The 22,742-nt window shown below is 36.0% G+C and carries 20 protein-coding genes; all 20 read left to right on the forward strand.

What is annotated here, in order from left to right; translation table 11 throughout:
* Window positions 1-165: 165 nt before the first annotated feature.
* The 20 genes from dnaB to KO473_RS06920 all read left to right on the forward strand — a co-directional run bounded on the left by dnaB (window position 166) and on the right by KO473_RS06920 (window position 22,673).
* Window positions 166-1,713: a replicative DNA helicase gene (gene dnaB, locus KO473_RS06825; protein ID WP_005820516.1), complete on the forward strand. Its 1,548-nt coding sequence runs from the start codon at window positions 166-168 to the stop codon at window positions 1,711-1,713.
* A gap of 29 nt (window positions 1,714-1,742) precedes the next feature.
* A complete protein-coding gene (locus KO473_RS06830; protein ID WP_005820513.1) occupies window positions 1,743-2,072 on the forward strand; it encodes an L-rhamnose mutarotase in 330 nt (109 codons plus the stop codon).
* A gap of 4 nt (window positions 2,073-2,076) precedes the next feature.
* On the forward strand, window positions 2,077-4,926 hold the full coding sequence (locus tag KO473_RS06835) for a bifunctional fucokinase/fucose-1-phosphate guanylyltransferase (RefSeq protein WP_005820511.1): 2,850 nt from the start codon (window positions 2,077-2,079) through the stop codon (window positions 4,924-4,926).
* Window positions 4,927-6,067: 1,141 nt separating this feature from the next.
* On the forward strand, window positions 6,068-6,586 hold the full coding sequence (upeY, locus tag KO473_RS06840; protein WP_005778177.1) for a capsular polysaccharide transcription antiterminator UpeY: 519 nt from the start codon (window positions 6,068-6,070) through the stop codon (window positions 6,584-6,586).
* A gap of 35 nt (window positions 6,587-6,621) precedes the next feature.
* Window positions 6,622-7,092: a UpxZ family transcription anti-terminator antagonist gene (locus KO473_RS06845; protein ID WP_005820508.1), complete on the forward strand. Its 471-nt coding sequence runs from the start codon at window positions 6,622-6,624 to the stop codon at window positions 7,090-7,092.
* 23 nt (window positions 7,093-7,115) lie between these two features.
* A complete protein-coding gene (gene rfbA / locus KO473_RS06850) occupies window positions 7,116-8,003 on the forward strand; it encodes a glucose-1-phosphate thymidylyltransferase RfbA (protein ID WP_005820506.1) in 888 nt (295 codons plus the stop codon).
* Between the two features lie 13 nt (window positions 8,004-8,016).
* Window positions 8,017-8,589 carry a dTDP-4-dehydrorhamnose 3,5-epimerase gene (rfbC, locus tag KO473_RS06855; protein ID WP_005820504.1) on the forward strand — a complete coding sequence of 191 codons (573 nt, stop codon included), beginning with the start codon at window positions 8,017-8,019 and terminating at the stop codon, window positions 8,587-8,589.
* Window positions 8,582-9,919 carry a lipopolysaccharide biosynthesis protein RfbH gene (gene rfbH / locus KO473_RS06860; RefSeq protein WP_005820503.1) on the forward strand — a complete coding sequence of 446 codons (1,338 nt, stop codon included), beginning with the start codon at window positions 8,582-8,584 and terminating at the stop codon, window positions 9,917-9,919. Before rfbC ends, rfbH begins: the two co-directional genes overlap by 8 nt.
* Window positions 9,916-10,692, forward strand: a complete 777-nt coding sequence (gene rfbF / locus KO473_RS06865) for a glucose-1-phosphate cytidylyltransferase (RefSeq protein ID WP_005820502.1) — start codon at window positions 9,916-9,918, stop codon at window positions 10,690-10,692. Before rfbH ends, rfbF begins: the two co-directional genes overlap by 4 nt.
* 4 nt (window positions 10,693-10,696) lie before the next feature.
* Window positions 10,697-11,776, forward strand: a complete 1,080-nt coding sequence (gene rfbG, locus KO473_RS06870) for a CDP-glucose 4,6-dehydratase (RefSeq protein WP_032537489.1) — start codon at window positions 10,697-10,699, stop codon at window positions 11,774-11,776.
* Complete coding sequence (locus tag KO473_RS06875; RefSeq protein WP_005820500.1) at window positions 11,773-12,666, forward strand: NAD(P)-dependent oxidoreductase; 894 nt, start codon at window positions 11,773-11,775, stop codon at window positions 12,664-12,666. The genes rfbG and KO473_RS06875 overlap by 4 nt, the downstream gene beginning before the upstream one ends.
* Before the next feature lie 207 nt (window positions 12,667-12,873).
* Entirely contained in the window at window positions 12,874-13,917 is a 1,044-nt protein-coding gene (locus KO473_RS06880) for a glycosyltransferase family 2 protein (RefSeq protein ID WP_005820499.1), read from the forward strand.
* Window positions 13,918-13,950: 33 nt separating this feature from the next.
* Complete coding sequence (locus tag KO473_RS06885; RefSeq protein WP_005820497.1) at window positions 13,951-15,510, forward strand: lipopolysaccharide biosynthesis protein; 1,560 nt, start codon at window positions 13,951-13,953, stop codon at window positions 15,508-15,510.
* Between the two features lie 7 nt (window positions 15,511-15,517).
* Window positions 15,518-16,396: an alpha-1,2-fucosyltransferase gene (locus KO473_RS06890; RefSeq protein ID WP_005820495.1), complete on the forward strand. Its 879-nt coding sequence runs from the start codon at window positions 15,518-15,520 to the stop codon at window positions 16,394-16,396.
* Window positions 16,397-16,427: 31 nt separating this feature from the next.
* Complete coding sequence (locus KO473_RS06895) at window positions 16,428-17,711, forward strand: hypothetical protein (RefSeq protein WP_005820493.1); 1,284 nt, start codon at window positions 16,428-16,430, stop codon at window positions 17,709-17,711.
* A 62-nt stretch (window positions 17,712-17,773) separates the two neighbouring features.
* Entirely contained in the window at window positions 17,774-18,916 is a 1,143-nt protein-coding gene (locus tag KO473_RS06900) for an EpsG family protein (protein ID WP_005820491.1), read from the forward strand.
* Window positions 18,917-18,921: 5 nt separating this feature from the next.
* Window positions 18,922-19,944, forward strand: coding sequence for a glycosyltransferase family 1 protein (locus KO473_RS06905; RefSeq protein ID WP_050550834.1), 1,023 nt, complete (start codon window positions 18,922-18,924; stop codon window positions 19,942-19,944).
* Complete coding sequence (locus KO473_RS06910; protein WP_005820487.1) at window positions 19,941-20,921, forward strand: glycosyltransferase family 4 protein; 981 nt, start codon at window positions 19,941-19,943, stop codon at window positions 20,919-20,921. Before KO473_RS06905 ends, KO473_RS06910 begins: the two co-directional genes overlap by 4 nt.
* 12 nt (window positions 20,922-20,933) lie before the next feature.
* Window positions 20,934-21,746 carry a glycosyltransferase gene (locus KO473_RS06915; RefSeq protein WP_005820486.1) on the forward strand — a complete coding sequence of 271 codons (813 nt, stop codon included), beginning with the start codon at window positions 20,934-20,936 and terminating at the stop codon, window positions 21,744-21,746.
* Between the two features lie 30 nt (window positions 21,747-21,776).
* Window positions 21,777-22,673 carry an NAD(P)-dependent oxidoreductase gene (locus KO473_RS06920; protein WP_005820483.1) on the forward strand — a complete coding sequence of 299 codons (897 nt, stop codon included), beginning with the start codon at window positions 21,777-21,779 and terminating at the stop codon, window positions 22,671-22,673.
* Window positions 22,674-22,742 lie beyond the last annotated feature (69 nt).

The following is a 22,742-nucleotide window of genomic DNA, read 5'->3' on the forward strand; positions in this document are numbered from 1 at the left end:
ATGATTCGTGGTTAATGATTAATGCTATCTAATGGACGCAAAGTTAAATAAATAATTCAGATTTGATAATGGAAAATTGATAATAGAGAATTATCTTTGCCTACATTTTGTGGATGTATACAACTTAATCCACTATTCATTTTCTATATTTCAATAAAAATACAGATGGCCGAACAAAGAAGAAATACCCGTAGTACCACTAAGTCCAAGGTTCAACCCGTAAATGATTATGGGCGTATCCAGCCGCAAGCGCCGGAACTGGAAGAAGCTGTGCTCGGGGCCTTGATGATTGAAAAAGATGCCTATTCGCTGGTGAGTGAGATTCTCCGTCCGGAATCGTTTTACGAACATAGGCATCAATTGATTTATGCAGCTATTACCGATCTTGCCGTTAATCAAAAACCGGTAGATATTCTTACTGTGAAGGAGCAGCTCAGTAAGCGTGGTGAGCTGGAAGAAGTCGGAGGACCGTTTTATATTACTCAATTGAGCAGTAAAGTGGCATCTTCCGCCCATATTGAATATCATGCCCGTATTATTGCACAAAAATATTTGGCAAGAGAACTCATTACTTTTACAAGTAACATACAGAGTAAGGCTTTTGACGAAACTCTCGATGTAGACGATCTTATGCAAGAGGCCGAAGGGAAACTCTTTGAGATTTCACAGCGGAACATGAAGAAGGACTATACGCAGATCAATCCGATTATTGCCGAGGCTTATGAACAGATTCAGAAAGCCGCCGCACGTACCGATGGTCTGAGCGGATTGGAGAGTGGATATACCAAACTGGATAAGATGACTTCCGGATGGCAGAAATCCGACTTGATAATTATTGCTGCCCGTCCGGCCATGGGTAAAACGGCTTTTGTACTTTCAATGGCTAAGAATATTGCCGTGAATTTCAGGAATCCGGTAGCCTTGTTTTCTCTTGAAATGAGTAACGTTCAGTTGGTCAATCGTCTGATCTCGAACGTTTGTGAAATTCCGAGTGAAAAAATCAAGAGCGGACAATTGGCAGCTTATGAATGGCAACAGCTCGATTATAAATTGAAGGATTTGCTGGATGCACCGCTTTATGTTGATGATACTCCCTCTCTGTCCGTATTTGAACTTCGAACTAAGGCACGTCGATTGGTTCGTGAGCATGGAGTAAGAATTATCATCATTGACTACTTGCAGTTGATGAACGCCAGCGGTATGGCATTTGGCAGCCGTCAGGAAGAGGTTAGTACTATTTCACGTTCGTTGAAGGGGCTTGCCAAAGAGTTGAATATTCCGATTATTGCTCTGTCTCAGTTGAATCGTGGTGTCGAGAGTCGTGAAGGACTTGAAGGAAAACGTCCTCAGTTGAGTGACCTTCGTGAATCCGGTGCAATCGAGCAGGATGCCGATATGGTGTGTTTCATTCACCGCCCCGAATATTACAAGATATTTCAGGATGATAAAGGAAACGATCTCCGTGGAATGGCCGAAATTATTATCGCTAAGCATCGTAATGGTGCGGTTGGCGATGTTCTGCTACGATTTAAAGGTGAGTATACCCGTTTCCAGAATCCGGATGACGATATGGTAATTCCGTTGCCTGATGCCGGGGCCATGCTCGGATCACGAATGAATAATACCGGAACAGTACCTCCGCCTCCTGCTGAATTTGCCCCTCAGAGTAGTAATCCGTTCGGAGGTGGAAATGACGGACCTCTGCCTTTTTAAAAGAGATATTTATTTAATTTTATAATACCATGAAAAGATATTGCCAAACACTCGAATTGTATAATGATTCGGAATTGATTCGTGCTTATGTCGCAGCACATCAGCATGTGTGGCCGGAAATTAAAGCCGGTATCCGTGAAGTCGGGATACTCGATATGCAGATTTATATCCACGAACATACACTCTTTATGATTGTCGATACGGTAGATGAATTCGATTGGATAAAAGATAATGAGCGCTTGGCTAAACTTCCCCGGCAGGCAGAATGGGAGGCTTATATGTCTCGCTTTCAGCGTTCATTGCCCGGACAAGCGTCACATGAGAAGTGGAAAATGATGGAACGTATATTTAAACTCTGACAATATGCAAAAACTACTATCTTTACCGCCCAATCTGGTTCAGTCTTTTCATGAACTGGAGAGGGTGAACCGTACCGATTGGTTTTGTACTTCCGACCCGGTAGGTAAGAAACTTGGTTCCGGTGGTGGAACATCCTGGCTGCTTGAAGAATGTTATAATGAATATTCAGATGGCGCTACTTTTGGAGAGTGGCTTGAAAAAGAAAAAAGAATTCTTCTTCATGCGGGTGGGCAAAGCCGCCGTTTACCCGGCTATGCACCTTCTGGAAAGATTCTCACTCCGGTTCCTGTGTTCCGGTGGGAGAGAGGGCAACATCTGGGACAAAATCTGCTTTCTCTGCAACTTCCCTTATATGAAAAAATCATGTCTTTGGCTCCGGATAAACTCCATACACTGATTGCGAGTGGTGATGTCTATATTCGTTCGGAGAAACCTTTGCAGACTATTCCCGAAGCGGATGTAGTTTGTTATGGACTGTGGGTAGATCCGTCTCTGGCTACCCATCATGGTGTGTTTGCTTCCGATCGCAAACATCCCGAACAACTCGACTTTATGCTTCAGAAGCCTTCGTTGGCAGAATTGGAATCTTTATCGAAGACCCATTTGTTCCTGATGGACATAGGTATATGGCTTTTGAGTGACCGTGCCGTAGAAATCTTGATGAAACGTTCTCATAAAGAAAGCTCTGAAGAACTAAAGTATTATGATCTTTATTCTGATTTTGGATTAGCTTTGGGAACTCATCCCCGTATTGAAGACGAAGAGGTCAATACGCTATCCGTTGCTATTCTGCCTTTGCCGGGAGGAGAGTTCTATCATTACGGGACCAGTAAAGAACTGATTTCTTCAACTCTTTCCGTACAGAATAAGGTTTACGATCAGCGTCGTATCATGCACCGTAAAGTAAAACCCAATCCGGCTATGTTTGTCCAAAATGCTGTAGTGCGGATACCTCTTTGTGCCGAGAATGCTGATTTATGGATCGAGAACAGTCATATCGGACCAAAGTGGAAGATTGCTTCACGACATATTATTACCGGGGTTCCGGAAAATGACTGGACATTGACTGTTCCTGCCGGAGTGTGTGTAGATGTGGTTCCGATGGGAGATAAGGGCTTTGTTGCCCGTCCATACGGTCTGGACGATGTCTTCAAAGGAGATTTGAGAGATTCTAAAACAATCCTGACGGGTATTCCTTTTGGTGAATGGATGGCGAAACGTGGTCTTTCATATACAGATTTGAAAGGACGTACGGACGACTTGCAGGCTGCTTCTGTATTTCCTTTGGTTAACTCTGCTGAAGAATTGGGATTGGTGTTGAGGTGGATGTTGGCCGAGCCTGAGTTGGAAGAGGGAAAGAGCATTTGGTTACGTTCCGAACGTTTCTCTGCAGACGAGATTTCGGCAGGTGCCAATCTGAAACGTTTGTATGCACAGCGTGAAGAGTTTCGGAAAGGAAACTGGAAAGCATTGGCCGTTAATCATGAAAAAAGTGTTTTTTATCAGCTCGATCTGGCCGATGCGGCCGAAGATTTTGTACGTCTTGGTTTGGATATGCCTGAGTTATTGCCTGAGGATGCTCTGCAGATGTCACGAATCCATAACCGGATGTTGCGTGCGCGTATTTTGAAATTAGACGGGAAAGACTATCGTCCGGAAGAACAGGCTGCTTTTGATCTGCTGCGCGATGGATTGTTGGGCGAGATCAGCAACCGCAAGAGTGAACCAAAACTGGATGTATATTCCGATCAGATTGTTTGGGGACGCAGTCCTGTACGTATCGATATGGCAGGAGGGTGGACCGACACTCCTCCTTATTCACTTTATTCGGGAGGAAACGTTGTGAATCTGGCCATTGAGTTGAACGGACAACCTCCCTTACAGGTTTATGTGAAGCCGTGCAAAGACTTCCATATCGTCCTGCGTTCTATCGATATGGGTGCCATGGAAATAGTATCTACGTTTGATGAATTGCAGGATTATAAGAAGATCGGTTCACCATTCTCTATACCGAAAGCCGCTCTATCGTTGGCAGGCTTTGCACCTGCGTTTTCTGCTGTATCTTATGCTTCATTGGAGGAACAGCTTAAAGATTTCGGTGCAGGTATTGAAGTGACTTTATTGGCGGCTATTCCGGCAGGTTCCGGCTTGGGTACAAGTTCTATTTTAGCTTCTACCGTACTTGGTGCCATTAACGATTTCTGTGGTTTAGTCTGGGATAAGAATGAGATTTGTCAACGCACCCTTGTTCTTGAACAATTGTTGACTACCGGTGGTGGATGGCAGGATCAGTATGGAGGTGTGTTGCAGGGTGTGAAGCTTCTTCAGACCGAGGCGGGCTTTGCTCAAAGCCCATTGGTGCGTTGGCTGCCCGATCATTTATTTACGCATCCTGAATATAAAGACTGTCACTTGCTTTATTATACCGGCATAACTCGTACGGCAAAAGGAATCTTGGCAGAAATAGTCAGTTCCATGTTCCTCAATTCATCGTTGCATCTCAATTTGCTCTCGGAAATGAAGGCACATGCATTGGATATGAATGAAGCTATACAGCGTGGAAGTTTTGTTGAGTTTGGCCGTTTGGTAGGAAAAACCTGGGAACAAAACAAAGCATTGGATAGCGGAACGAATCCTCCGGCTGTGGAGGCAATTATCGATCTGATAAAAGATTATACTTTGGGATATAAATTGCCAGGAGCCGGTGGTGGCGGGTACCTATATATGGTAGCGAAAGATCCGCAAGCTGCTGTTCGTATTCGTAAGATACTGACAGAAAACGCTCCGAATCCTCGTGCACGCTTCGTTGAAATGACGCTGTCGGATAAGGGATTCCAAGTATCACGATCATAAAATCATTATTAGTCGACGGGAGGTAAATACTTTATCTCTTGTCGACTTCCTTTTCTATTCCTCATTAAGTTTGCCTCTTCTGTTATTCTGATAGTAAAATAGAGATTCTGGTATCTTTAAGTCTGCTTTTTTCTTGTTTTAAAAACTCTGTTGTCTTGAGAAAGTGATGAAATAGCAAGTGATGGAGCATAAACTTGCCTTTAATTCGTTTCTTCATACGTGTACTCTTCATACGATGTTAACTTCGTCTTTGCAAAACATTAACTTCTTGTGAAGAAGAAGTTAGTTATAAGAAAATACGAAGTTAACTTCGTATAGTTACGAAATTCATTTTTATTGAAAATTCTCCTACTTTTTGCCTAACGGTTTCATTTATTGAACAAAAACTATAGAATTCTCTTCTGTAGCATAGGTCAATATGAATCATTCCTGAATGTTATTTTGGAGGTATAGGATGCCGTTGCCGTTGCTTACTGATTGAAATTAGCACATGTTTATTGAACTTGTGACTGGTGATCTGATTTATTTGGTGGAGATATGATATTGGTGAAAATGGAATCCCGGTGTTTTTTATAACAACTTAGTCAGTGGTCCGTAAATAAGGGATTCCTGAGGCTACTCAAAATACAATGTGACAGAATGCTTTTGGGAGTATATAATTTCTAAACCTCTATAGATGGAATAATGAAGATTTTATTTTGTTAGGTAATTTATTTATTATCAGTATGTTATGTGGTAAGCGTAAAAAGAACAAAAAGAATAAATTCTTTTGTAATTAACTGATATTCAGCAGTGAATGTGTTTCAAAAGACGTTCGTTTAATAGCACAAAGGTATGAACTAAATTTTGATGTGCAAAATATTTTTAGATGAAAAAGTAAATATACTTCTTTATATGCTGATTATCAGATAATAATCTGATAATAAAAACAGCTTTTTACTTATTTTGCATGTGGTCTTTTATCTCCATAATTGATGTTTCAAAAGACGAACGTTTTTTGAAACATCAATTGATTGAATCCGTTCGTTTCCACCTAAAATAAGTCATAAAAAATCTTGCAGTTTGGCTGAGAAAAAGAGTCTCACCCAACTGCGAAGCATACCCGGACTTAAGTAAATCACTCAGGAATATATCCTTCTAAATGTCTCAACAACAAGAATATTGGTTCGCTGCCCGTACCCGTAAGGATCAGGAGCTTACTACTCGTGACGCATTAGAGAAAATAGGTGTCGAGTACTTTTTGCCGACCCAATTTGTCATTCGTCAATTGAAATATCGCCGGCGTCGTGTAGAAGTTCCTGTCATTCGTAATCTTATTTTTGTACATGCTACCAAAGAGTTTGCTTGTGCTATTGCCAACGAATACGGGGTTCGTCTTTTCTATATGCGTGATTTTGACACTAAGAGTATGCTTATTGTTCCCGATAAGCAGATGAAAGATTTTATGTTTGTCATGAATCTCGACCCTGCTGCTGTTATCCTCAACGATGATTGTTTCGCAGTTGGCACCAAAGTACAAGTTATCAAGGGAGATTTTTGTGGAGTTGAAGGTGAACTGGCCAGTCTTTCTAATCGTACTTATGTCACTATCCGTATTCGTGGCGTTTTATCTGCCAGTGTCAAGGTTCCTAAAAGCTACCTTCGCATTCTCGCACCGTAATCAGTAATATTTTATCATATAAAATGAATACTCTTATGACCCAGATTCATGAGCTGCAACATGTGGCTCACGAATTATTGTATTTGGGCGCTGACGGTTCTCCTATCTATACCGACAGTTTCCGTCAATTAAACACTGAAGTGCTTCAAAAATCTGATGCTTTGTTTGCTTTGAAAGGAGAAAATCCGGAAGAAGAAGCACGACTTTGCCTGGTTCTCTTGATGGGCTACAATGCAACAATCTATGATTATGGCGACAAGGAATCTAAGAAACAGGTTATTCTGGATCGTTCCTTGCTTGTGTTAGAGTCTCTCCCGTCTTCTTTGCTCAAGTGTCAGCTTTTGACATATTGTTATGGAGAAGTTTTTGAGGAAGAGTTGGCAAAGGAAGCTCATGCAATTATAGATTATTGGGATAATAAAACTTTATCGATAGATGAACAGGAGGCTGTAGATATGCTGAAGATGATAGAGGAAAATCAGTATCCAAATAGTTCTATTGATTAATATTTGATCTGTAATCTATTATCATGAAAGGTATTGTTTTGGCTGGTGGTTCGGGCACTCGCTTATATCCGATAACGAAAGGAGTCAGTAAGCAGTTGCTTCCGATATTTGATAAGCCGATGATCTATTATCCTATCTCTGTACTCATGTTGGCAGGGATTCGTGAAATATTGATTATCTCCACTCCATACGATTTACCCGGCTTTCAACGTTTGCTGGGTGACGGTTCTGACTTTGGAGTACGTTTTGAGTACGCCGAGCAACCTTCTCCCGACGGCTTGGCACAGGCATTTATTATTGGTGAGAAGTTTATAGGCAATGATTCTGTATGTCTGGTTCTTGGTGATAATATCTTTTATGGGCAAAGTTTTACCCGTATGCTGCGTGAAGCAGTCCATACAGCCGAATCGGAGAACAAAGCAACTGTTTTTGGTTATTGGGTAAGTGATCCCGAACGCTATGGTGTAGCTGAGTTTGACAGGGCCGGGAATGTTCTCAGCATCGAAGAGAAACCTGAGGTCCCTAAGTCCAATTATGCCGTTGTGGGTCTTTATTTTTATCCCAATAAGGTGGTGGAAGTAGCCAAGAGTATTCAGCCTTCCCCTCGTGGAGAATTGGAAATCACAACGGTCAATCAACGGTTCCTGTCCGATCGGGAACTGAAGGTCCAGCTTTTAGGACGGGGGTTCGCCTGGTTGGATACAGGCACTCATGATTCTTTGTCCGAAGCAAGTACATTTATTGAGGTTATTGAAAAACGTCAGGGATTGAAAGTGGCCTGTTTGGAAGGCATAGCCCTGAGGCAAGGCTGGATTTCTCCTGAAAAGATGAAAGCATTGGCAGGTCCGATGCTGAAGAATCAATATGGGCAATATCTGTTGAAAGTTATCGATGAATTATCCATAAAGTAGAATTTTTATTCCGATGAATATAATAAAAACATCAATCGAAGGTCTTGTTATCCTTGAGCCCCGTCTGTTTCAGGATGACCGTGGCTACTTTTTTGAATCCTTCAATCAGGGGGAGTTCGAATCAAAGGTATGTCAAACGACTTTTGTTCAGGACAATGAATCCAAATCGAGCTACGGGGTCATTCGCGGTCTCCATTTTCAGAAACCTCCTTTTGCCCAAAGCAAACTGGTACGGGTAATCAAGGGTGCAGTTCTTGATGTGGCTGTCGATATCCGCAAAGGTTCTCCCACATTTGGAAAACATGTTTCGGTTGAATTGACAGAAGACAATCACCGTCAGTTTTTTATTCCGCGTGGCTTCGCACATGGTTTTAGTGTGCTGAGCGGAGAGGTCATCTTCCAATACAAGTGTGATAATTTCTATCATCCAGAAGCTGAAGGGGCGATTGCCTGGAATGATCCGGATTTGAATATCGCCTGGAAGATACCACAAGACCAGGTTATATTGAGTGGTAAAGACTACACGCATCCTCTGTTACATAGCATAGAACTACAGTTTGATATAAACAATACATTATATGAGTAAGAAAGAAACACTCAAGCAACAAATTCTCGATTTAACTCGGGAATACTACAAAGAGGTTCACGGGTCCTCCCCCTCCTTCGAACCCGGTAAAAGTTTTGTCAACTACGGCGGTCGCTATTTCGATGACCGCGAATTGGTGAACCTGGTTGACTCGTCCCTTGACTTCTGGCTGACTGCCGGTCCGTGGGCACATAAATTTGAAGTCCGTTTTGCTAAATGGTTAGGGGTAGATTACTGTTCACTTACTAATTCCGGTTCTTCTGCTAATTTACTTGCATTTATGGCTTTGACTTCTCCTCAGTTGGGGGAACGTAGAGTAAAACGTGGTGATGAAGTGATTACGGTTGCTTGCGGATTCCCTACGACAGTAACACCTTGTATTCAATATGGTGCTATTCCTGTTTTTGTGGATGTTACTATTCCTGAATACAATATTGATATAGAACAGTTAGAAGCAGCTTTATCGTCAAAAACAAAAGCAGTTATGATTGCTCATTCTTTGGGAAATCCATTTAATTTGCAAGTTGTCAAGACATTCTGTGATAAATACAATCTTTGGTTGGTAGAAGATAATTGCGATGCACTTGGTTCTACTTATATGATTGATGGAGTAGAAAAGAAAACAGGCACAATTGGTCACATTGGTACCAGTAGTTTCTATCCTCCACACCACATGACTATGGGAGAGGGTGGTGCTGTTTATACTAATGATCCTTTACTCCACAAGTTGGTTAATTCATTCCGCGATTGGGGGCGTGACTGTTGGTGTGTCGGTGGAGTAGATAATACCTGTAAATATCGTTTTAGTAAGCAGTTCGGTGAATTACCACTTGGCTACGATCATAAATATGTATACTCTCATTTCGGATATAATCTGAAGGTAACAGATATGCAAGCAGCGATCGGTTGTGCACAGCTGGATAAATTGGATGATATTGTGGAGGCACGTCGTCATAACTTTACTTATCTTAAAGAAGGACTTACAGGAACAAGAAATATCATTCTGCCGGAACCTCAAAAAAACTCTAATCCCAGTTGGTTCGGATTCCTTATTTCGGTAAAAGAAGATGCCGGGTTTACTCGTAATGATTTAGCTGTCCATTTAGAAAGTAAAAAAATACAAACCCGTAATCTATTTGCTGGAAATCTGTTGAAGCACCCAGCCTTTGATGAAATGCGCAAAAAAGGAGAAGGATATCGGGTAGTTGGTGAATTGAAAGGAACTGACTTTGTGATGAACAATACTCTTTGGATAGGAGTATATCCGGGAATGACGAAGGAAATGTTAGATCATATGGTTACAACCATAAAAGAATTTTGTAACAAATGAAAGCTGTAATTCTTGCCGGTGGCTTTGGCTCTCGCTTGAGTGAAGCAACCAATTTGATTCCTAAGCCGATGGTAGAAATTGGTGGTAAACCCATCCTTTGGCATATAATGAAAATTTATAGTCATTATGGAATCAATGAATTTGTTATTTGCTGTGGCTACAAACAATATGTAATCAAAGAATACTTTGCTAATTACTTTCGGCACAATTGCGATATGACAGTTGATCTGTCTAATAATACTACAACTATTCATGATAATCATTCAGAGAACTGGAAAGTGACTATGGTTGATACGGGTTTAAATACGATGACTGGTGGTCGTATCAAACGAGTTCAAAAATATATTGGAAATGAACGCTTTTTATTAACTTATGGGGATGGGGTGGCTGATCTGAATATAACTGATACAATTCAGTCACACGAAGCTGCAGGAGGAATCCTTTCTCTAACAGCTTATAAACCAGGAGGAAAATTTGGTGCTCTGCAAATAGATTTGGCTACGGATAAAGTACTTTCTTTTCAAGAAAAACCTGACGGAGATCGTAACTGGGTTAATGCCGGTTACTTTGTTTGCGAACCAGAAGTATTTGACTATATAAAGGACGGTGATTCTACGATATTTGAACGTCAACCATTGGAGTCTATCTCTAAAGACGGTAAGATGCATGCTTTTAGACATACTGGTTTCTGGAAGCCAATGGATACACTCAGAGATAATACAGAATTAAATGACATGTGGGATAATGGGAAAGCTCCCTGGAAAGTATGGTAGGAATATGAGTATAGATATATTTAATAACTTCTATAAAGGTAAACGAGTACTTGTTACTGGTCATACCGGTTTCAAAGGTTCATGGCTTTCGATTTGGCTGCACGAATTGGGTGCTGAGGTGATAGGTGTGGGCTTAGAACCATTCACAGAGCGAGATAATTATGTTCTTTCCGACATAGGAAAGAACATAAAAGCTGATATCCGTGCTGATATTCGTGATGGGGGACGTATGAAAGCCATTTTTAAAGAATACGAGCCTGAACTTGTTTTCCATTTAGCAGCCCAACCACTAGTACGGCTTAGTTATGATATTCCGGTTGAGACGTACGAAACCAATGTTATGGGAACAATTAATGTCCTTGAAGCTATCCGTGTAACCGATAGTGTAAAAGTGGGGGTGATGATTACCACTGATAAATGTTATGAGAATAAAGAGCAAATTTGGGGATATCGGGAAAATGAACCGATGGGAGGTTATGATCCTTATTCAAGTAGTAAAGGGGCAGCTGAAATAGCGATAGCCTCTTGGCGTCGCTCTTTTTTCCATCCCGAGCAATATGAGAAGCATGGTAAAAGCATTGCCAGTGTACGTGCAGGTAATGTGATTGGTGGTGGTGATTGGGCATTAGATCGTATTATTCCAGACTGTATTAAGGCTTTAGAAGCCGGCAAAGAAATAGAGATTAGGAGTTCTAAAGCGATTCGTCCATGGCAGCATGTACTTGAACCCTTAAGCGGTTATATGCTTCTTGCCCTAAGGATGTGGAAAGAGCCTATAAAATATTGTGAAGGTTGGAATTTTGGCCCAAGAGCAGAATCTATTTCCACAGTATGGGATGTGGCTACTAAAGTGGTGGAAAACTATGGGAGTGGTCAATTGCGAGACTTATCCGATCCCAATACCTTGCATGAAGCTAAACTATTAATGTTGGATATTTCTAAAGCAAAATTTATGTTGGGGTGGGAATCCAGAATGGATATAAATCAGACAGTAGCATTGACCGTAGACTGGTACAAACGTTATCAAGAAGAAAGTGTCTACAGTATTTGTGTAAATCAAATAGAGCTATATACTAAAAAGTGAAACGGACTTGCGTTATAACGGGAGCAACAGGCTACATTGGTTCTCACTTAGTACATTATCTGCTTGATAGGGAGTGGGAAATTTTTATCATACTTCGAGAAAACTCTAATTATAAGAATATTGAGAGAATAATTGATAGGATAAATATTTTTATATATACTGAAAATATAATAGAATTAATTTCTTTTTTTAAAAGAGCTAATCCTACTGTAGTATTTCATTTGGCAGCCGCTGTATACACAAATTGTAAATCCGAACAAATACCGGCTCTTATACAGAGTAATATTTTGTTTGGAACACAAATTTTAGAGGCTATGCAGTATAGTACTACTCGCCTATTTATTAATACTGGTACTTATTGGCAAAATTACAATTCAGATGAATATAATCCTGTTGACTTATATGCGGCTACTAAAGAAGCTTTTGAGAAAATATTAAAATATTATGTAGATGCTTTTGGGATTAGAGTAATAACTTTAAGGTTATATGATGTCTATGGAGAAGATGATAAACGTCCGAAATTACTTAATTTATTGAAAGAAATAGCAGATACAGAACGTAGTATTGATGTTTCACCAGGTGAACAGTATCTTGATATGGTTTATATTTCAGATGTTTGTTCTGCCTATTTACAAGCTTGTGAACTACTTTACTCAGATCGTCTAATTGAAAATGAGATATACGGTGTGTATACAGGTGAAAAAATACGTCTAAAAGAACTTATAGAATTATTTTCTGATATATTGAAGTGCAATATAAAAGTTAACTTAGGAAAGAGAGCTTATAAAAATCGTGAAGTGATGGAACCAATGGAACATTACCAATGCCTGCCACAATGGAGACCTGCTATTTCTTTACAAGAAGGATTAGAAAAATTCAATAAACGATGAATTATTTTTTGCGTATTCATTGATTTACATTTGATTGCCTATTTATTTAATAAATATCCATTATTAGTTTTATTATCTGCTTTAAAGCTGTTTAATATTAAGATAGAATGTAGCGAAATCTTGGATTATTTATTAAAACTGTGACATGAAAAATCAATATTTATCCAAGTAATAGGATACTTATTAAAGTTTAATACAACATATATTATGACTATATCAATTTGTATCCCCACATACAATCGTTGCTTTTTTCTAATTGATACGTTGCATGATTTGTTTAAACAAGCTATAGATTTAGGAGTGGAAAGCCAAATTGAAGTTTGCATTTCTAATAATGCTTCTACGGATAATACAAAAGAAGAATTAGAAAAACTTCATTCTGATTTTCCTCAATTTAAGATTTTAGTTAATCATAATGAAACAAATATAGGGGCAGATAGAAATTTTATCAAAGTTTTATCTATGTCTTCAGGGCAGTATTCTATATTGAAAGGAGATGATGATTATTTTCAAGCAGGAGGTTTGAAGTATCTGCTAAATATGTTGAATGAAAATCCACAAATAGATTTTTTTATTTCCGATGTAGATATTGTAAACACTAGACGTGAATTTATATGTCATGTTGACTATTTAAGGGAAAAAGAACAATTAATTGTTGATTTTTCTAAGGAAATTGAGGCAAGAAACTACTTTGCTTTATGCAATAGTATATTGCCATTGGGCAGTTTTATCAGTGCTGTAATATTTAAAACAGAAGCTGTGAAAAGTGTAGAGATGGACCCTGTGTTTATAGGATCTTGTTATGCTTTTGAATTTTATTTTTGGAAATATTTGTTGAATGGTCATAAATTAATGTACCGTAAGCAATCTTATATTCAAGCAGTAATGGGAACAAGTAATATTTGGGGCGGCGGTATAGCGAGAGATGCCTTGGATATCAGTGCTTTTGGCTTTATAGCTGATTACTTTTTCATGGATTCTCCTTTAAGACAGGATTTTAAAGATGTAGTAAATAGAATGTATAAAGACTATTCGTATATACCTATTGACCAACGGAAAGATTTTAAAGAAAAATTATATCCTGCATTGATAAAAACGAATCATCCTTTAATTAAACAAATAAAGGGTAGAGCATCTACACTTTCTCTTTTGGCATATGTGTTGCTCTCAATTATGCCAAATAAAATTGTAAATAAAATAAGATTGATAATTAAAAGAAGACAATTCTGGTCTACACTTGAAAAATGTTAATTTAAAACATTAACAATTTTATGTCCTTTTGAGATGTTAAACAACTCGGTAAATAATAGACGTATATTAAAAAATACCATATATTTATATATACGGTTATTTTTCGCCATGGCTATTGGTTTATATACTAGTCGAGTAGTGCTGGAGGTGCTGGGGGTAGATGACTTTGGTTTATATTCTTTGGTGGGAGGCTTTGTTTCTACGTTGTCTATTTTGACAGGAGCTTTTTCAGGTACAGCCGCTCGTTTTATTATGTATGAAATAGGCGTAGGTGATCCAGATAAGTTGAAGGAAACAATATCTACAATAATTAACTTGCTTATTATTATAGCAATAGTTGTATTTGTAATTGGATTTATTTTGGGATCGTATTTTATAAGTAGATATCTTAATATACCTCCAGATAGAATAAAAGCGGCTTACTTTGTTTTTTATTGTTCTTTATTTGTTTTTTCAATGAATCTTCTTGTAGTACCATATCAAGCTATTATTATAGCTCATGAACGCATGGACTTTTATGCTGTAATGAGTGTGTTAGAATCTGTTGCTAAAGTTGTTGTAGTTTTATCATTGTCTAGTGTCACATTCGATAGATTATGTGTTTATGCTTTTCTTTTAGTTCTGGTAAGTGTTATGTCTCGTATTATTTATGGGATATATTGTAATTTTCATTTTAAGGAATCGAAATACCATTTTATTTTAAATAAGAATATTTCTAAACAAATGACTTCTTTTTCTATATGGATGGGTATTGGAACGGCAGCGGGTATCTTAAAAGATCAAGGCATGAATATTATAATTAATATTTTCTATAATTTGTCACTTAATGCAGCACGTGGCATTAGTATGCAGGTGATGTCTGTCTTCAATAGTTTTGCCTCAAATATAGGAATTGCAATATCACCTCAAATAACAAAATCTTATAGTCAAGGTAATATTGAACGTAGTATTAATTTAACTTTCGTTTCGGCAAAGGCCCAAGGTTATCTTATTCTTGTTATGATGATTCCATTTTTGTTAGAATCACATTATATACTTACTATATGGTTAAAATCGTTTCCTGCATATACTCAAGAATTTGTCTGTTGGGGCATAGTAATATGTTTTATACATTCGATTGCCAGTGCTTTTTCTCCTATTTATTTAGCAATGGGGCGTATCCGGAATTTGCAGTTAGGGGGGAGTTTCCTTAGTTTTATGTATTTACCTATTTGTTATTTTTGTTGTGAGCGTGGTATGGATATTATTGTTTGTATGCAACTTGCATTTGGATTAGAAATACTTTTGTTTATTATGAGTTGTATATGCATTAAAATGGAAATGAATTTTCCGTTTGGACGCTTTTTTTGCTCAGTTGTTATACCTATGCTTTTAGTTGGTATAATAACATTTTGCGTAGTCTATTGTGTAAGGTATATAATAAAAGAAGAGTCTTTCGTTCGGTTGATATTATCTTCAATAACTTCATTGGTATTTCTTGCTATCTCGGCTTATTTTATAGGTATTAATGATTCGGAAAAGAGATTAGTAAAAACTGTACTTGTCCAGCGGTTAGGTATAAGTAATCATACAAACAATATAGAAATAAAATAAATGTATAATGGATATTGTTGTTATTTTTAATGGTTTGGGCAATCAAATGTCTCAATATGCCTTTTATTTAGCAAAAAAAAAAGATAATTTGAATTGCCATGTTATATTTGATCCTAAATCAACTAATGTACATAATGGGGCAGAATTAAAACGAGTTTTTGGGATAGAGCTAAATAGAAATTATTTAGATAAGATTATTAGCTACTTTTATGGATATATTTTTAATAAAAGGATAGTTAATAGATTGTTTTCATTGGTGGGTATAAGAATGATCTATGAACCTAAAAATTATGATTATCGAGAGGAACTATTAAAACCTAGTTCTAACTTTATAAGTTTTTATTGGGGAGGGTGGCATAGTGAAAAATATTTTAAAGATATTGAGTTTGAGGTAAAAAAGGTTTTTAAATTTCCAGAAGTTACAAATTCTCCGTATTTTACAGAGTGGTTTAATAAAATATTTTTAGACAATAATAGTGTGTCTATTCACATTCGGAGAGGAGATTATTTAGATAAACCTTCTGACCCTTATTATCAATTTAATGGAGTTTGTACAATAGATTACTATGAGAAAGCAATTCTATATCTTAAAGAAAAAATTTTAGAGCCTAATTTTTATATTTTCTCTAATGATATAAATTGGTGTATGAAAACTTTTGGAACAGAGAATATGTATTATGTAGATTGTAATAAGGGGAAAGACTCTTGGCGAGATATGTATTTGATGTCTGAATGTAGGCATCATATTAATGCTAATAGCACATTCAGTTGGTGGGCGGCTTGGCTTTCTCCTTATTCTAATGGAATAGTTCTTCACCCTAAATGTTTTATAAAAGATATAGAAACTAAAGATTATTATCCCCAAAAATGGATAATGATAGAATGAGTAGCTAGTAATTTTAAAATAAGATATTCAAATGAAAAATTGTGCCTTTACTATAGTTGCTAAAAATTATATTGGTTTGGCTTTAATACTAGAGTCTTCTATACGTAAGTATTATGGTGATTTATCGTTTTATATTATTGTTGCAGATGAAGTTTCCGAAGATTTAAGGAGTAAACTTCCTGCTAATGTATTAATCGCTAAAGAATGTTTGGGTTTAGATGTTGGTACATGGCATGAAATGAGTTTTAAATATAATTTAACGGAATTCTGTACATCCATAAAGCCTGCCTCTTTTTTATATTTATTTGAAAATACAAATTTTGATAAGATAATATATTTAGATCCAGATATATATTTCTACAGTAGTATTGGACAAATTTTTAAAATGTTGGATGAATGTAACATATTACTAACACCCCATATAACTCAAATATTAGATAAAGGCTTAAGTGATTCTCCTGAAAATATTTGGCATAGTTGCGGAATGTATAATCTTGGATTTTGCGGACTTAAACGTAGTGCTTCAGCTCTACAAATGCTTAAGTGGTGGCATGCTAGACTTCGCAATGATTGTTATATAGACAGTTATAATTTCTTGTATACTGATCAAAAGTGGATGGACTTTCTCCCTTCTTTTTTCTCTCCACAAGAATTGAAGATATCTTTTAACTTGGGGATGAATATCGCTCCATGGAATTTTTATGAGCGTGAAATTTTTGAAGAAGATAATCAGTTGTATGTAAGGTCACGTTGTAATAAAGATAGGAAAGATCGGGTGATTTTTGTACATTACTCTGGATATGATTATAAAGAGTTGAAGAAAGGTGGAACTGTTCAAAAAAATATTTTAAATATAAAAAAATATAGTGATATTGAAAAAATACTTTTTATGTATGGGAAAGCTATAATAGAAAATGTGAAATTCTTTGACTGTTTTATTTCTTTACAATATAGCTATGGCTTTTATAGTAATGGTAATGTTGTTACTAGTGTTCATCGTCGGTTATATCGATCGATGGTTTCTAAGGGAATGAAAGATGATAATCCTTTTCTTATAAATGGTGTATTTTATTCATTATTAGCTAAAAAAAAATTAATAGTGACAACTAAATCGAATTTAGATAAACTTACCAAACAGAATTTCCCTAATGCTGAAAAAAAGTTGAAATATTTTAATCTGTTTATGAAAATGTTATTTTCTATCTTGGGCTATGAACGCTATTTCCTGCTTATTCGTTTGTTACATCCATATTCTCGTTTGGAATCTCAAATACATCTTTTAGATGATAAATATTTAGATAATAATATTTATTAGTATTGTAATGGCATAATGTTTTGTGCTTTTTTACGTATCTTCTTAAAGCTTTTTGATAAATTTTGTCTGGAATAAATTTAATTTTAGAAAATGGTCATTTGTATTTATTTTTGTTGTTATACTTATGGCTTTTTGTTGTGTTAGAATCTTCTCAAAAATTTTCCTATTATAAAAAGTTTAGTTTTTTACTTTCTTCATTTATACTATTTCTTGTTATTGGATGTAGATGGGAGACTGGAACGGACTGGAATTCATATTTGTTACTTTTTCAGGAAATCAAAATTGATTTGAGTTTTTTATTGATGGCCAATTCATTTGATGTTGGGTATCTATTCTTTAATGCAATAATAAGGGTATTCACTGATAATTATGTACTCTTTCTTTTAATTAATTCTGGTATAACTATTTTTTTGCTATCTAAGCTATTAAACAAAATATCTCCATATCCAAATTTATCATTATTCTTCTTCTATACCAACTTTATGATATCTCATTTTATGGGTTCTAATAGAAGAATGATGTCATTGGTCTTTGTGCTTTGGATGTTTTATTTTATATATCAAAATAAAAAGAAATGGTATACTATATATTGGGGGCTGGCATTTGCTTTTCATCGTTCGGCATTAGTAAATATTGTTTCAGTTTTCGTTTCTCGGAAAATATTTTCTTTACAGAGAACAATCTTTTTCTTAATTCTAGCTCTCTTAATAGGCGTATTTCAACTTCCTATTAAAATGATGGAATATGCAGGAAAGCTGTTATCTACTATTATCAATAATCCCATTGTAGATAAAATGCTGGTTTATTCTGATACAGAAGATGCCGCAATGACTTATAGTACGGGAAGCTTGTTACTTTCAACAACGTTGGCAGTTATTAAGAGGAGTATACTGTTAAGTTTTTATATTTATGTTTTCAAAAAGAGTAAGGTAGACCCAATGACCTGTTTTTTTTATAATCTTTATGTCATTGGGTTTATTGGTTATCTATGTTTTATTGGATCTTTTTTTCAAATCTTGACAACCTATTTTGCGCTGATTGAAATAGTACTTGTAGCACGAATATATTCTTATACATCTGGAAGACTAAAAACTGTTTTCTGCTTAGTTCTTGGATTGTATGGTTTTTTGCAATTGGTAAATGCATTAAGCATATATCCTGATTTATATATACCATATACTCCATTTTGGGCATTTATTAATTAATTTCAATGAATAAATATTTAATGATAACAGGATCCTACCCACCTGATATATGTGGAGTCGGTGATTATACTGCATGCTTTTTAAAGGCTGCAGATAGAGATAAGTGGAGTCTGTATAATTCTTCTGTTTGGAAGATATCTACATTTTTTCAGAAAAAGTCGGATATTAGTAAGTTTCAATTCTCTCATATAGTTATCCAATATCCTACTTTAGGGTATGGGTGGAATCTATTGCCTCAGTTGCTTTGTATTTATTATTCTTTGTTTACCGATAAAAAGGTGGTAGTCGTATTGCATGAATTATCTCAAAGAACTCTAAAGGCTCAATTAGCATCTTTACTATTTTTTATATCGCATAAAGTAATCTTGACAAGTGAATATGAAAAAGAGTACGCACATAGATATTATAAAATTTCACTTAACAGGATGGGCGTTGTGAAAATAGTCTCAAATATTGAGGCTTGTAATGTAATTAAAGACTGGGATTGTAGATCTATTGATTTATGCTATTTTGGGCTCTTGAGACCAGAGAAAGGTTTAGAAGATTTTTTTGTGGCGGCTTTGTATTTAAGGAAAAACAGGGAAAATGCAAGAATATGTTTAATAGGGCAAATTCTTCCAGAGCATAAGTTATATATAGATAAATTGCTAAATACATATGCAGATGCAAGGGTTGAGCAAATCTATAATCGAGAGAATAAGGAGGTTGCTTCTCTATTAAATGAATCTAAAGTTACTTTTTTGCCATTTCCTGATGGACTTTCAGAAAGAAGAGGCTCTTTTCTTGCTGCTATCTCTAATGGGACATTAGTTGTGTCATACGAAGGCTCTTGCACTCCTCAATTACTCAAAACGATGTATGTTAAAACATCTTCTAGTGAAGCTCCTAAAGTTATATTGAAAGAAATCACAGAAGGAAATAATAGTAAGCTTGTCAAATATCAACAAAAATATATTCATTATTTGCAAAATGGCATACCAAAGTCTTGGAAAGAAGTTGTTGAACTTTATGAGAAAATATTAAAATGAAAATATTACTGATAGCAGAAAATCCTGCGGGTCCTTTTGGAGGAATTGAAAGACATTGTTATAATATTTGTAAAATGTTTTGTTCTTCAGAGGTGGAAGTGCAAATGGCTTCTATAGAGTCTATTGAAAACAGAACTATTTTTAATAAGCGTTTTTTTAAAAAGAAATCATTGAAACGAACTATAATTGATAGTAATTGTGATATAGTACACGTGCATGGTTTTGCTAATTTTACAGTCTGGCAAAGTCTTTTAGTTGCACTGAATGTTAGAAAAAAAGTTGTTTATACTCCTCATTTTCATCCATTTAATGCATTGGAAAAGCCGATCTTGGGTAGATTGTTTTTTTATGTATTATTACGCCCTCTATTATTTAAGATTTCTACAATAGTGTGTATTAATCATGAAGATTTTAATTTTTTTTCTCGCTATAATAAATCTACAGTACTATTACCTAATTGGCTTTTTAGAAACTCTTCCACAGTAAACGTAGTAGAAAGAAAGAAGAATATGATATTATTTGTGGGACGTAATGATAGTAATAAATCTCCAGATTATTTGTTAGAGTTACCTCAAAATAAATATGAAATACATTGTGTTACAAATGATTCTACTAATTTGCGTAATGATTTTATTATTCATAATAAATTGTCGGATAGTGAATTGTTAAAATTGTATTTTCAAGCATCTTTATTAGTAGTTCCATCTCGATATGAAGCTTTCTCGTACGTAGTGTTAGAAGCTTTAAACTGTGGTACTCCTGTTTTGGTATCTAATAGAGTTCGAATTGTTGACCATCTTCAAAATGTGAGTGGATATACAGTATTTCCGTATGGAGATAAAAGTGCTTTTGTGGCATCAATTGACAAAGCTATGAATGTAAAAGTTAATATTGACGCTATAAGAAATATATTTAGTGAAAAAAAAATACAAAAAAGCTTGTATGACATTTATAAAAAAGTAAGCTCCTCTCAATAGGTATCCGATATTATGAAATATTCAGTCCTTTTATCTGTTTATAAAAAAGAACAGCCTGTTTTTTTTCAGCAAAGTTTGGATAGTATTTTTAACCAAACATTACTACCAGACGAGATCGTTTTAGTTAAAGATGGACCTTTAACAGATGATTTAGAGCGGATAATAGCTAATTTTTCTATTCGATTTTCGAGATTAAAAGTTATAACATTGTCAACTAATCAAGGTTTGGGTAAGGCTTTGAATGAAGGACTAAGTCATTGTACGTTTGAATTGGTGGCTCGTATGGATACTGATGATATTGCAAAACGTAATCGCTTCGAAAAGCAAATAGATGTTTTTCAGAAAATGCCAGAAGTAGATGTTGTTGGAGCATGGGTTGATGAGTTTGAAAATAATTGTAATAATGTAATATCAACTCGTAGACTTCCAGAACACCATAAAGATATATATAAATTTGCTCAAATGAGAAATCCTATAAATCATCCTGTAGTGATGTTCAGAAAGAGTGCAGTATTGGCGGCAGGTGGCTATCGACATTTTCCTCTTTTGGAGGATTATTACTTGTGGGTAAGGATGTTGAATAGTGGAGCTAAATTTTATAATATACAAGAAAGTCTTCTTTATTTTCGATTTTCGACTGCTATGTTGGAACGTCGTGGAGGGTGGACATATGCTGTTAATGAATTGAAGTTTCATTGTGAAATGTGGAAGATGCATTTTATATCCTTGGGAGGATTAGTAAAAAGTACACCGATACACTTTGTAATACGTCTTTTACCTAACTATTTACGTTTAGTCTTTTATAGAAAATTTCTGAGAGACTAACTTCTTTAAATTATTGTAGAATTATCTAAAATGAATCTTCTTTTTACTGGTGCTTCTGGCTTTTTAGGCAGCAATCTTTATTCTCTACTGAAAGATAAATATCAAATTAGGACTGTAGGGCTGACTCTTCGGGATAACTATACTATAAATTTAGTGTCGGATGTTCCTAAACTGAATATCAAGTACGATGTTGTACTCCATGCTGCAGGTAAAGCGCATTCTATTCCTAAAACAGAAGAAGAGAAACAACTCTTTTTTGATGTAAATCTTCAGGGTACCAAGAACTTATGCACTGCTTTAGAGAATAGTGGTATTCCTAAAGCTTTCATTTTTATTAGTACCGTTGCCGTTTATGGTCGTGATTCGGGTGAGAATATCACGGAAGAGCATCCTTTAAATGGAACGACTCCTTATGCTTTGAGTAAGATTAAGGCTGAGAAATACCTGGAAGGATGGTGTGCTATGTATAATGTAAAGTTAAGTATACTCCGTCCTTCATTGATTGCCGGACCTAATCCTCCGGGAAATTTAGGAGCGATGATTCATGGGATTAAAACTAATAAGTATCTGAGTATTGCAGGAGGAAAAGCAAGAAAGAGTGTTCTGATGGTTCAGGATATTGCAAATCTTCTTCCTATGTTAATAGAAAAGGGTGGAATATATAATGTTTGTGATAGTTACCAGCCGAGTTTTCGTGAATTAGAGATGGTAATGTGTAAACAATTGAATAAAAAAGCACCAATATCTATTCCTTATTGGTTGGCTAAAAGTATGGCTGTAATGGGCGACTGTCTGGGAGCAAAAGCTCCGATTAATTCTTTGAAACTTCGCAAAATCACAAGCTCTTTGACCTTTAGTAATGAAAAGGCAGTACGAGAACTTGGATGGAAACCTATGAATGTTTTAGAGAATTTTCGAATAGAATAGAAGAAAGTGTGGTGGATATTCTTCTTTGGATAATAGGGCTTTTGATGGGATTGGCAGCTTTAGTCTTTT

It is taken from the genome of Bacteroides sp. HF-4919 (genome assembly GCF_018860125.1).